Annotated in this window: 12 protein-coding genes; all 12 read right to left on the bottom strand. The window is 53.6% G+C overall.

The genetic code is table 11. The features are described 5' to 3' along the window. Positions 1–26: 26 nt before the first annotated feature. The 12 genes from rpsC to rpoC all read right to left on the bottom strand — a co-directional run bounded on the left by rpsC (position 27) and on the right by rpoC (position 12,155). Positions 27–683: a 30S ribosomal protein S3 gene (gene rpsC / locus P1S59_00670; GenBank protein ID MDF1524777.1), complete on the bottom strand. Its 657-nt coding sequence runs from the start codon at positions 681–683 to the stop codon at positions 27–29. Positions 684–694: 11 nt separating this feature from the next. Beyond that, complete coding sequence (gene rplV / locus P1S59_00675) at positions 695–1,027, bottom strand: 50S ribosomal protein L22 (GenBank protein MDF1524778.1); 333 nt, start codon at positions 1,025–1,027, stop codon at positions 695–697. 36 nt (positions 1,028–1,063) lie between these two features. Next, entirely contained in the window at positions 1,064–1,345 is a 282-nt protein-coding gene (gene rpsS / locus P1S59_00680; GenBank protein MDF1524779.1) for a 30S ribosomal protein S19, read from the bottom strand. 15 nt (positions 1,346–1,360) lie between these two features. Beyond that, positions 1,361–2,185: a 50S ribosomal protein L2 gene (rplB, locus tag P1S59_00685; protein MDF1524780.1), complete on the bottom strand. Its 825-nt coding sequence runs from the start codon at positions 2,183–2,185 to the stop codon at positions 1,361–1,363. 17 nt (positions 2,186–2,202) lie between these two features. After that, positions 2,203–2,493 (bottom strand): 50S ribosomal protein L23, encoded by a 291-nt coding sequence (gene rplW, locus P1S59_00690; GenBank protein MDF1524781.1) that lies wholly within the window; start codon positions 2,491–2,493, stop codon positions 2,203–2,205. Then, on the bottom strand, positions 2,490–3,110 hold the full coding sequence (gene rplD, locus P1S59_00695; protein MDF1524782.1) for a 50S ribosomal protein L4: 621 nt from the start codon (positions 3,108–3,110) through the stop codon (positions 2,490–2,492). Before rplD ends, rplW begins: the two co-directional genes overlap by 4 nt. Positions 3,111–3,124: 14 nt before the next feature. Then, complete coding sequence (gene rpsJ / locus P1S59_00700; protein MDF1524783.1) at positions 3,125–3,436, bottom strand: 30S ribosomal protein S10; 312 nt, start codon at positions 3,434–3,436, stop codon at positions 3,125–3,127. A 59-nt stretch (positions 3,437–3,495) separates the two neighbouring features. Next, positions 3,496–4,695 (bottom strand): elongation factor Tu, encoded by a 1,200-nt coding sequence (tuf, locus tag P1S59_00705; protein MDF1524784.1) that lies wholly within the window; start codon positions 4,693–4,695, stop codon positions 3,496–3,498. A 38-nt stretch (positions 4,696–4,733) separates the two neighbouring features. Then, positions 4,734–6,815: an elongation factor G gene (gene fusA / locus P1S59_00710; protein MDF1524785.1), complete on the bottom strand. Its 2,082-nt coding sequence runs from the start codon at positions 6,813–6,815 to the stop codon at positions 4,734–4,736. Positions 6,816–6,850: 35 nt separating this feature from the next. Next, positions 6,851–7,321, bottom strand: coding sequence for a 30S ribosomal protein S7 (rpsG, locus tag P1S59_00715; GenBank protein MDF1524786.1), 471 nt, complete (start codon positions 7,319–7,321; stop codon positions 6,851–6,853). Between the two features lie 15 nt (positions 7,322–7,336). Continuing rightward, positions 7,337–7,708 carry a 30S ribosomal protein S12 gene (gene rpsL, locus P1S59_00720; protein ID MDF1524787.1) on the bottom strand — a complete coding sequence of 124 codons (372 nt, stop codon included), beginning with the start codon at positions 7,706–7,708 and terminating at the stop codon, positions 7,337–7,339. Between the two features lie 337 nt (positions 7,709–8,045). After that, on the bottom strand, positions 8,046–12,155 hold the full coding sequence (gene rpoC / locus P1S59_00725; GenBank protein MDF1524788.1) for a DNA-directed RNA polymerase subunit beta': 4,110 nt from the start codon (positions 12,153–12,155) through the stop codon (positions 8,046–8,048).

Here is a 12,155-nt window from a genome sequence, read left to right on the forward strand (position 1 = left end):
TTCGGGTCTCTGATCTACACTATTTGTCAGGCCTGGTTCTCGTCTCCGGCCGCCTCTTTCCCTGTGATCATTCCCTTGAAGACCCACACCTTCACACCGATGATCCCGTAGGTCGTCTTGGCCTCCGCAAAACCGTAATCGATGTCGGCCCTGAGTGTCTGAAGCGGCACACGACCTTCCCTGTACCATTCCCGGCGGGACATCTCGGCACCGTTAAGGCGCCCGGCGACCATGACCTTGATCCCTTCGGCACCGAACCTGAGAGCTGAAGAAACGCTCCTTTTCAGAGCACGCCTGAAGGCAACACGTCTTTCAAGCTGTCCGGCGATATTTTCCGCGACCAGCTGGGCCTCTATTTCCGGTTTCCTGACCTCAACGATATTGATGAAGATGTCTTTTTCGGTCATCTTCTGGATCTCGCGGCGCAAACCTTCGACTTCGGAACCCTTCTTTCCAATTATTATCCCAGGCCGAGCCGCATGGATATTGATCCTCGCACGCTTAGCCGTTCTCTCGATGATGATTTTCGACACACCGGCACTGAAGAGCCGCCCCTTTATGTAGTCGCGGATACGAATATCCTCATGAAGCAGTTTTGCGTAATCTTTTTCAGCGTACCAGCGTGAATCCCAGTCCTTGATAACGCCTAAACGAAAACCTGTTGGGTGAACTTTCTGGCCCAAATCCTTCCTCCTTACTTCTCTGAGAGGACTACAGTAATATGACTGGTCCTCTTACGGATCATGGTAGCTCGGCCCATGGCTCGAGGCATGTGCCTCTTAAGGGTAGGACCCTCATCCACGAAGGCCTTGGCAATAATGAGGCCATCTGTGCTCATGTCGTGATTATTCTCCGCATTGGCAACAGCGGACTTGATCACCTTGGCAACTACAGGCGATGCCGCTTTCTGTAGCAGACCGAGGGTCTGAAGAGCTTCAGTCACCGGTTTGCCCCGGACCATATCCATGACCAGCCTCACCTTCCTTGGTGCGATCCGTACATGCCTTGCTTTTGCTGTCGATTCCATATCTCGTCCTTAGTATTCAGGGCTTTCAGGGTCAGGTTACTTCTTACCTCGCCTGTCGGCCTTGGATGCGTGGCCCTTGTATGTCCGCGTAGGAGAAAACTCCCCAAGTCTTTGCCCGACCATATTCTCGGATACGAAGACCGGTATGAATTTATTCCCGTTGTGGACAGCGAAGGTGTAACCCACCATCTCGGGGATGATCATGGACCTTCTGGACCATGTCTTGACAACCTTTTTATCACCGCTCTCCTCCATGGTTTGCACCTTCCTTAAAAGGTGATCGTCCACAAAGGGGCCTTTTTTAATGGACCTGGCCAACGCTATCCTCCCGGTTTAGGACCGCTTTTTGACAATATAGCGATCAGAATTCTTGTTTTTCTTCCTCGTCTTAAAACCTTTAGTGGGCTGTCCCCACGGAGTGCACGGATGACGCCCGCCAGAGCTCTTACCCTCACCACCGCCCATGGGGTGATCTACAGGGTTCATGGCTACGCCTCTGACGTTAGGTCTTTTACCGAGCCACCGGTTTCGGCCGGCTTTACCGATGGAAATGATCTCGTGCTGCGTGTTACTGACCTGTCCCACCGTGGCCATACACTCCAGACGAACCATCCTGATCTCGCCTGAGGGAAGCCTAAGGGTCGCATAATTCCCTTCTTTGGCCATGAGCTGGGCGAAGTTTCCAGCGCTCCGCACCATCTGTCCGCCCTTGCCCTCTTTGAGCTCTACATTATGGACGTGGGTTCCAAGAGGAACGTTACGAAGCTTCATCGCGTTCCCGGGCCTGATATCGGTTTTTTCGTCGCTGACTATCTCATCCCCTACCTTGAGATGGAGAGGAGCGAGGATATACCTTTTCTCACCGTCCACATACGCTAAAAGGGCGATATACGCGCTGCGGTTGGGGTCATACTCAATGGTCTTCACCTTCGCGGGTATCCCGAACTTGTTCCGTTTGAAATCAATGATCCGGTAACGCCGCTTGTGGCCACCGCCGCGCTGCCATGCGGTGACTCTTCCGGTATTGTTCCTTCCGCCGGTCCTCTTGAGAGGTGCGAGAAGGCTCTTTTCCGGTTTGTCTGCCGTGACTTCAGCGAAGTCATTGACCGTCATGAAACGTCGGCCCGGTGATGTCGGTTTAAGAGTCCTGATTGCCATGCTAAACGCTCCTTACCTTATACTCCCTCAAAGAATTCAATGGTGCTTCCTTCTTTAAGGGTGACGATAGCCTTTTTCCAGTCACGGCGTCGGCCAATTTTACGGCCAACCCTCTTGAGCTTACCACGAACATTGAGAACGTTGACCGACTGGACCGAGACCTGGAAAGCCTCTTCCACAGCCTTCTTGATCTCTATTTTGTTTGCGTCAGGGGCCACTTCGAATACAACCCTGTTATGGTGCTCTTTCAGTGCAGCGTTCTTTTCAGTCAAAAGAGGCCTGATGATCACTTTGCTGTAGGGTCTCATCGGGACATCGCTCCTTCCAGCGTCTCAAGTGCCTTCCGGGTAACAATGAGAGTTTCGAAAGCCAGCACATCGTAGGTGTTGACCTTGTCAGGTGTAACGATCTTCACCCACTTAAGGTTGCCAGATGCCCTGTCAAGCTCCTCGGAAAGGCTATCGACCACTATGACAGCGCTAATAATGTCAAATCGATCCATCGCTGCAACAAGCTCCCTGGTTTTAGGCGCTTCAAGCAAAAAATCATCAACGATCAGGAGGCTTTCCGAGGCTGCTTTGTGAGCCAGCACGTTCTGCAGAGCTTTTCTGGACATTTTTTTGTTCATTGACTTTGAGTAATCTCGCGGATGAGGACCGAAGACTACTCCGCCGCCCCTCATATTGGGAGCACGAATTGTCCCCTGCCGGGCGCGTCCGGTTCCCTTCTGTCGGAAAGGCTTGGCACCACCGCCGCGGACATCAGTCCGGCCCTTGGACGAGTGAGTACCTCTTCTGGCACCAGCCCTGGCCGTGACGACAGCTTGATGGATGAGGGAAGAGTTCCCTTGCTCATTCCACCATGGAGCAAGGTCTACCTTGCCCACAACTTCATTTTTTATATTGAGAATGTCCATCTGAGGCATGTCCTTTACCCCCCCTACGAGAGTTTGATCTCCACGTCCACGCCTGCGGAAAGATCCAGCTTCATAAGGGCATCCACTGTCTGGGGAGTGGGTTCAACGATATCCAGCATGCGTTTATGAATGCGGATTTCAAACTGCTCCCTGGACTTCTTGTCTATGTGCGGTCCCTTTAGGACCGTGTAAATACTCCGCCTGGTGGGCAGAGGGATGGGACCACAGACCCTGGCGCCTGTGCGCCTGGCGGTCTCTACAATCTCGGTGACCGAAGTATCCAAGATCCTGTAGTCATAGGCCTTGAGCTTAATTCTGATTTTCTGCTGATCCATCACCTTGCCGCTCCTCCATTATCCGGACGGAATTACTTGTATTTTTCGGTGCCTCGGCTCTACTCGATTATCTCGCTGACAACCCCGGCGCCCACGGTGCGGCCGCCCTCGCGGATGGCGAAGCGAAGTTCCTTCTCCATGGCGATGGGGGTGATCAGCTCAACCTCGATGGATACATTGTCACCGGGCATCACCATTTTCACGTCCGAAGGTAGGGTCGCTATACCCGTCACGTCCGTCGTACGGAAATAAAACTGGGGGCGATATCCGTCGAAAAACGGCGTGTGACGACCGCCTTCCTCCTTCGCCAGAATGTACACCTCGCCCTTGAACTTCGTGTGAGGCTTTATGCTGCCAGGAATACACACCACCTGACCACGCTCGATCTCGTCACGCTTGATGCCACGAAGCAAAAGACCTACGTTGTCGCCTGCCTGACCCTGGTCAAGAAGCTTGCGGAACATCTCTACACCCGTCACAACGGTCTTCTGCGTATCACGAATACCAACGATCTCCACGTCACTGCCAACCTTGATGATCCCACGGTCAACACGACCCGTCGCCACCGTTCCGCGACCCGAGATCGAAAATACGTCCTCAACCGGCATCAAAAACGGCTTGTCGATCACTCGCTCCGGCTCAGGGATGTAGCTGTCTACAGCATCCATAAGCGCATATATCGAACCGCAATCAGCACATGCAGCATCACCACAGCCGTGCTCCAACGCCTTGAGCGCGCTTCCCATAATGATCGGAATGTCGTCACCAGGGAACTCGTACATCGACAACAGCTCGCGAACCTCAAGCTCAACCAACTCCAGAAGCTCAGGATCGTCAACCATGTCTGTCTTGTTCATGTACACAACGATGTACGGAACACCTACCTGACGGGCAAGCAGGATGTGCTCACGTGTCTGGGGCATCGGACCGTCTGCTGCACTCACCACAAGGATCGCGCCGTCCATCTGCGCCGCTCCTGTGATCATGTTCTTCACATAGTCAGCGTGACCAGGACAGTCAACATGGGCGTAGTGACGGTTTGCCGTCTCGTACTCCACGTGGGCCGTCGCGATCGTAATGCCTCGCTCACGCTCCTCGGGCGCCTTGTCGATCTCGTCAAACGGAACGAATGTCGCTCCACCAGCGTTTGCCAGACACTTCGTAATTGCTGCTGTAAGCGTCGTTTTGCCGTGATCAACGTGACCGATCGTGCCCACGTTTACGTGCGGCTTCGTCCTCTCAAACTTCGCCTTGGACATTGTCTCCTCCTTGAGTAATCAACCCCTTAAAGGATCCTTCAAGCAACGCCCGAGTGGGCGAGTACTTCCTCGGATATATTTTGAGGCACCTTCTCATAGTGCGCGAAATGCATCGTATACGTAGCCCGGCCCTGGGTCATGGACCTGAGCTCCGTGGCATAACCAAACATTGCCGCAAGGGGTACCTTGGCATCAATAACCTTGGCTCCTGCCCTGTCATCCATGTTGGAAACCTTGCCCCTGCGGCTGCTGAGATCCCCCATGACGTCTCCCATATAATCTTCCGGGACAACGACTTCCACATCCATCATGGGTTCCAACAGGACAGCTCCCGCTCTCCTGGCTCCGTCCTTAAAAGCCATGGAACCTGCCACTTTAAAGGCCATTTCTGAGGAGTCCACCTCGTGGAAGGAACCATCGTAAAGGGCAACTTTCACATCAAGTACGGGATACCCGCCAAGAATGCCCTGCTGCGAGGCTTCCATGACGCCTTTCTGGACAGCGGGGACATACTCCCTGGGGACAACTCCTCCCACAATCTTGTTCTCGAACACGATTCCGCTCCCGACTTCGCCGGGTTCCATCTCCAGCCATACGTGGCCGTACTGGCCCCGACCGCCGGACTGCTTAATAAAGCGCGCCTCAACCTTGACGGAGGCCGTGATCGTCTCCCTGTAGGCCACCTGAGGTCGGCCCACAGTGGCACCCACCTTGAATTCACGCATGAGCCTGTCGACGATGATCTCAAGATGAAGTTCGCCCATACCGGCGATAAGAGTCTGACCGGTATCTACATCGGTTGTGACTTTGAAGGTGGGATCTTCCTGCGACAGTTTCTGCAGAGCAGTACCAAGCTTCTCCTGGTCCACTTTTGTCTTGGGCTCGATCGCAATGGAGATCACCGGCTCAGGAAAGTCCATTTCCTCCAAAAGGATGGGCCTGTCAGGAGAACAGAGGGTATCACCTGTCATTGATTTTGACAGTCCCACACAGGCGACGATGTCCCCTGAGTACACATCCTTGATGTCCTCACGCTTGTTGGCGTGCATTTTGAGGAGCCTTCCGATGCGTTCTTTCCTGCCCGAGGTGGCGTTAAGTACATAACTGCCGGCAGCCAGATGTCCCGCATAGATCCTGATGAAGGTCAGGTGACCCACAAAGGGGTCGGTCATGATCTTGAAGGCCAGCGCGGAAAACGGGGCATCGTCGTCAGCCGTTACCGAAACTTCACCATCACTATCAACGAGACGTCCGATTATCTCAGGGGCATCCAGCGGTGACGGGAGGTAATCCACTACGGCATCGAGAAGGGGCTGAACACCTTTGTTCTTAAATGCGCTCCCACACAGGACAGGCACTATGGCCATTTCAAGGGTGGCTTTGCGGATGACAGATTTCATGTGGTCAATGTCGATAGGGAGGGCTTCCACGTAACTTTCCATGAGGCTTTCGTCCACATCAGCCAAAGATTCAATCAGTACTTCCCGGGCGGCAGCGACCTCATCGGCCATCTCCTCCGGAATTGGATTTTCCTCTATGGTGGCCCCGAGGGCTGTATCATCAAAGGTGTACATGACCTCTTTTACCAGATCGATGACGCCACGAAAGTTGTCCTCCGCGCCTACAGGCAACTGAATAGGGACGGCAACGGCCCCGAGACGGCTCTTCATCATCGCGACAACCCTTGCAAAATCGGCCCCGACGCGATCCATCTTGTTGATAAAAGCGATCCTGGGAACGCGGTATTTATCGGCCTGGCGCCACACCGTTTCCGATTGTGGTTCCACGCCCCCTACCGAACAGAAGACCGCAACAGCCCCATCCAGGACACGCAGTGATCTTTCCACCTCAACGGTGAAATCAACGTGTCCAGGGGTGTCGATAATATTGATGCGGGTGTCTTTCCAGTATGTAGTGGTAGCGGCAGAGGTAATTGTAATGCCGCGCTCCTGCTCCTGCTCCATCCAATCCATAACGGCTGCGCCGTCATGGACCTCACCCATCTTGTGGGATACTCCCGTATAGAAGAGGATTCTCTCGGTGGTGGTGGTTTTGCCGGCATCAATGTGCGCCATGATGCCAATATTCCTGTGATTTTTTAGTTGATACTGCCTTGCCACAATAGTTCAGCGACGCTACGCGTCTGCCGCCTCCTCTACCACCTGTAATGGGCAAAGGCCTTGTTCGCCTCAGCCATACGGTGGACATCTTCCTTCTTCTTGATAGCGGCGCCCCTTTTGTTGGCAGCGTCGATAAGCTCATTTGCCAGTCTTTCCTGCATGGTCCTTTCGGTCCGCCCTTTTGCACTTGCCAGCAGCCACCGGATACTGAGAGCCTGCTTCCTGTCTGCTCTCACTTCCACGGGGACCTGATACGTCGCCCCGCCGACCCGCCTGGATTTTACCTCCAGCATCGGCTTGGTGTTCTCGACCGCCTTTTTGAAAAGTGCAATAGCATCTTCGCTCTCTTTGGCCTGCATGAGGTCCATAGAGCTGTAGAAGATTCTCTCTGAAAGACTCTTCTTGCCATCTTGCATCATGTTATTAATGAACTTGGTGACCAGCTTGTCATGATATTTCGGATCAGGGAGAATCTCCCTTTTTTGTGCGCTCCGTCTGCGAGCCATTTCTCTCCTCCGGTTTTACTTGGGCCTTTTGGCCCCGTATTTCGACCGACTCTGTCGCCTGTCGGCCACACCAGCTGTATCCAACGTCCCGCGAACAATGTGGTAGCGGACTCCGGGCAAATCCTTGACCCTGCCACCGCGAATAAGAACGACCGAGTGCTCCTGCAGGTTGTGTCCCACACCGGGGATATAGGAGGTAACTTCGATACCGTTCGTCAGCCTCACGCGTGCAACTTTCCGGAGCGCTGAGTTCGGTTTCTTGGGGGTCGTCGTATAAACCCGCGTGCAGACGCCCCGTTTTTGTGGGCACCCCTGCATGGCCGGTGTTTTTGATTTTTTAACTATCTTCTTCCGGCTTTTTCTCACCAACTGGTTCAATGTCGGCATTTTCTACTCCTCGTTTCGACCCAAGGTTTCAGGGTCAGCCCCGCACGAAATGCCCCTTAAGGGCAAAAGAAGCCTTTAGCGGCACGGTCCCACCTCATCAGGACCGTTCCAGCTCCCTATCCTCCGGTTCGTAAAACTTGTAACTCTTTGAAATGAACCGGTAATTATTTACGGATCTATCCTCACACAAGGTAGATATCCGCTCTAGGGAAAACTCGATGACTTTATCGGCGATAGATATGTTTGTCAAGGCCTTTAACAGTTAACACTTAAACAATAATAAAACAGCGGGCCACCTTTCGGGAACCCGCTGTTTTTAATAAAATATCGTGGTGCCCTACGCTCCCTCTTTCTCCTTAATGACCTGCTTTACCTCATCTGTGATCTCGGATGGCATTGCTCCCGCATCCTGATAACGTTTAAGACCGGTACCAGCCGGGATAAGGCGGCCCACGATGATGTTTTCCTTGAGCCCGCGAAGGTGATCGATCTTTCCGGAGATACTGGCCTCTGTGAGCACCCTGGTTGTCTCCTGGAAAGAGGCCGCCGAAAAGTAGCTCTCCGTATTCAGCGCAGCCTTGGTGATCCCCTGCAGGATCGGTTTTCCTGTGGCCGCTCTACCGCCATCATTCATAACGCGCTCGTTCTCCGTTGCAAAATCCGGGCGGTCAAGCTGCTCACCCACCATGAAGCGTGTGTCACCCACCTCTTCAATCCGGACCTTGCTGAGCATCTGGCGGATGATCACCTCGATATGTTTGTCGTTGATCTTGACACCCTGCAGAAGGTAAACCTCCTGAACCTCATTTACGAGGTATTTCTGGAGTTCCTTCTCACCCAGGACGTGAAGGATATCGTGAGGATTGGGTGAGCCGTCCATGAGCGGTTCACCAGCACGAACACGGTCACCCTCATGAACGCTTATATGTTTTCCTCTGGGGATAAGGTATTCACGTGGTTCCCCCACATCCGGGCGCACTTCGATCCGCCTTTTACCCTTCACATCTCGCCCGAAAAAGACCACACCGTCGATCTCACTGATAGTGGCCTGTTCCTTGGGTACCCGGGCCTCAAACAACTCTGCAACTCTGGGCAGACCGCCCGTGATATCTTTTGTTTTGGTAGTCTCGATGGGTATCTTGGCAATAATATCACCGGGCTGAATATCATCGTTTTCGTTGACCATGACAATGGCGTTGGAAGGCATGAAGTACCGTGCAGTAGATTTGGAACCAGGCACCTTGAGAGTTTTACCTTCCGCGTCCTTGACAGAAACCCTGGGCTTGTAATCGGTACCCTGGTATTCGGTGATCACCTTGGAAGCAATACCGGTGACCTCGTCAACCTGTTCCTTCATGGTCACGCCCTCACGGATGTCACCGAATTTGATCTTGCCGCCCACCTCTGTGAGAATTGGAGTGCTGAAGGGATCCCATTCAGCAAGAAGCATCCCTTTTGTCACCTTACCTCCGTCCCCAACCTTGAACCTGGCCCCATAAATGACCGGGTATTTCTTCTTTTCTCGACCGTTTTCATCGACGATGGCAACCTCACCATTACGGTTCATCGCAACCTGGTCGCCCATCCTGTTTTCAAGGATATTAAGGTTGATAAAGCGAAGTTCCCCGTCGATAGGAGCTTCAAGTGAGGTCTGCTCCACATGCCGGCTGGCGGTTCCGCCGATATGGAATGTTCTCATGGTAAGCTGCGTTCCCGGTTCTCCGATGGACTGCGCGGCAATGATACCGACTGCCTCACCCATTACCACGAGCTGTCCGCGTGCCAGGTCACGTCCGTAACACTTGGCGCAAACACCGCGCCTGGCCCGGCAGGTAAGAGCTGACCTGATAGGCACGCCCTCGAACCCGAGACCACGCTTTTCGATCTCCTCAACCGCTTTCTCGTCAATCTCTTCGGAGGCCTGGACGATCACCTCATTGGTTTCAGGGTCCCTGATATCATCCAGGGCCATTCTGCCGAGGATCCGCTCCTCGAGGGGCTGGATCACTTCACCGCCCTCGACGAGGGATGTGACGATGATCCCGTCGAGTGTTTCACAGTCATCCATAGAGACGATGCATTCCTGGGCCACATCAACGAGCCTTCGCGTGAGGTACCCGGAGTTGGCAGTTTTAAGGGCCGTGTCAGCGAGTCCCTTACGGGCACCGTGGGTTGAGATGAAGTATTCGAGGACCTTCAGGCCCTCCCTGAAGTTGGCACGGATAGGAGTTTCGATGATCTCACCCGATGGTTTGGCCATGAGACCACGCATCCCGGCCAACTGCCGGATCTGCTGAGCGGAACCCCTTGCCCCGGAATCGGCCATCATGTAGATGGAGTTGAAGGTACCTTGTCCTCCCACACCCTCCTCTTCGAGAGCGCTTATAACCTCATTGGCCACCTCTTCGGTTACCTGGGCCCAAATATCAACGACTTTGTTGTAACGCTCGCCATCGGTTATGAGACCTTCGGTGTATTGCGTTTGAACCTCAGTGACTTCCAATTCAGCGCGATCCAGAAGTTCAGCCTTCCTGGGTGGAATGTGCATATCTTCAATGCAGATAGAAAGACCGGACTTGGTGGCATAGGTGAACCCGAGGGCCTTGAGGTTATCCAGCAGATGGATAGTTTTTTCGTTACCCGCCCACATAAAGGAGTTGGTGACAATTTCTCCCAATTCCTTCTTTCGAAAAAGCCGGTTGACCATTGAAAATGGAATTTCTTCCGGAACAATATCGTAGAGCAGGACCCGACCCACTGTAGTGTCGGTCATTTTACCATCGCGACGCACTTTGATATTTGCCTGAAGGTCGACGACATCCCTGTCATAGGCCATCCGCACTGAATCAAAACTGGAAAAAATCATCCCCTCGCCCTTGGATTTTGGCCTTGCTTTGGTCATCCAGTAGACCCCCAGTACAATATCCTGGGTCGGAACCACTATGGGCCGGCCGTCAGCCGGGGACAGAACGTTGTTGGTAGCCAGCATGAGTGTCCTGGCCTCCATCTGGGCCTCAAGGGAAAGAGGCACGTGGACCGCCATCTGGTCACCGTCGAAGTCTGCGTTGAATGCAGCACAGACAAGGGGGTGAAGCTGAATGGCCTTACCCTCGATAAGGACCGGCTCGAAAGCCTGGATACCGAGTCGGTGCAGCGTAGGCGCCCGGTTGAGCATTATAGGATGATCCTGGATCACTTCGTCCAGGACATCCCAGACCTCAGGTCTCTCCTTCTCAACCATTTTTTTGGCGCTTTTTATCGTCGTAACATGCTCATACAGCTCGAGCTTGTGGTAAATGAACGGCTTGAATAGTTCCAACGCCATCTTCTTGGGAATGCCGCATTGATGAAGTTTGAGTTCGGGACCAATGACGATGACACTCCTTCCGGAATAGTCAACGCGCTTGCCCAGCAGATTCTGCCTGAACCGCCCCTGCTTACCCTTCAGGCTGTCCGAGAGAGATTTGAGGGGCCGTTTGTTGGAACCTACGATGGGACGCCCTCGCCTGCCGTTGTCAAACAGGGCATCCACAGCTTCCTGGAGCATCCTTTTTTCGTTACGTACAATGATCTCGGGAGCCCGGAGTTCCATAAGCCTCTTGAGGCGATTATTTCTGTTGATGACTCTTCGGTACAGGTCGTTGAGGTCCGAGGTTGCGAAACGGCCTCCGTCCAGTGGTACCAGGGGACGCAGCTCCGGAGGAAGCACGGGAATAACATCGAGGATCATCCACTCAGGCTTGTTCCCGGATCCTCTGAACGACTCCACCGTTTTGAGTCTTTTGACCACCTTCTTGCGTCGGGCCTCGGAGTTTGTGTCGAGCATCTCGGCCCTGAGGTCCACGGCAAGGAGGTCAAGGTCCAATCTCAGCAAAAGCTCTTTGACCGATTCAGCTCCCATACCGGCGATGAAACTGTCACCAAACTGCTCCCGCAGTTCCCGGTAGCGATCCTCCGAGAGCAGTTCGTTCTCCTTCAGACCGGTTTCTTCGGGGCCGGGATCGAGCACAATATACTCTTCAAAATACAGGACCCTCTCCAACTCCCTGAGGGACATGTCAAGCATGAGACCGATTCGGCTAGGAATCCCCTTCATAAACCAGATGTGAGCTACGGGGGATGCGAGCTCGATATGCCCCAGCCTCTCCCTGCGGACTTTGGACTGGATCACCTCGACACCACACTTCTCACAAACGATGCCGCGGTGTTTCATCCTCTTGTACTTTCCGCAGTTGCATTCGTAATCCTTGGTGGGACCGAATATCTTTGCGCAAAAGAGGCCGTCCCGCTCCGGTTTGAAGGTCCGATAATTGATCGTCTCGGGCTTCTTGACTTCGCCATAGGACCAGGCCCGGATCTTCTCCGGTGACGCCAGCTTGAGTCTGATGGCGTTGAAGTTTGTGGGATACTTCGGCCGGTCGAAGTACTCACTGTAAAAGTCGGTCAA

It is taken from the genome of bacterium (genome assembly GCA_029210965.1).
Taxonomy (GTDB): domain Bacteria; phylum BMS3Abin14; class BMS3Abin14; order BMS3Abin14; family BMS3Abin14; genus JALHUC01.

What these genes read in the sequence shown, in the direction of transcription:
- rpsG (MDF1524786.1), bottom strand. Translation starts at nt 7,321, where the DNA reads ATGGCTCGCAGACGGAGCGCACAAAAAAGGGAGATTCTCCCTGATCCG.
- tuf (MDF1524784.1), bottom strand. Translation starts at nt 4,695, where the DNA reads ATGTCCAAGGCGAAGTTTGAGAGGACGAAGCCGCACGTAAACGTGGGC.
- rplB (MDF1524780.1), bottom strand. Translation starts at nt 2,185, where the DNA reads ATGGCAATCAGGACTCTTAAACCGACATCACCGGGCCGACGTTTCATG.
- rplW (MDF1524781.1), bottom strand. Translation starts at nt 2,493, where the DNA reads ATGAGACCCTACAGCAAAGTGATCATCAGGCCTCTTTTGACTGAAAAG.
- rplV (MDF1524778.1), bottom strand. Translation starts at nt 1,027, where the DNA reads ATGGAATCGACAGCAAAAGCAAGGCATGTACGGATCGCACCAAGGAAG.
- rpsL (MDF1524787.1), bottom strand. Translation starts at nt 7,708, where the DNA reads ATGCCGACATTGAACCAGTTGGTGAGAAAAAGCCGGAAGAAGATAGTT.
- rpsJ (MDF1524783.1), bottom strand. Translation starts at nt 3,436, where the DNA reads ATGGATCAGCAGAAAATCAGAATTAAGCTCAAGGCCTATGACTACAGG.
- rplD (MDF1524782.1), bottom strand. Translation starts at nt 3,110, where the DNA reads ATGCCTCAGATGGACATTCTCAATATAAAAAATGAAGTTGTGGGCAAG.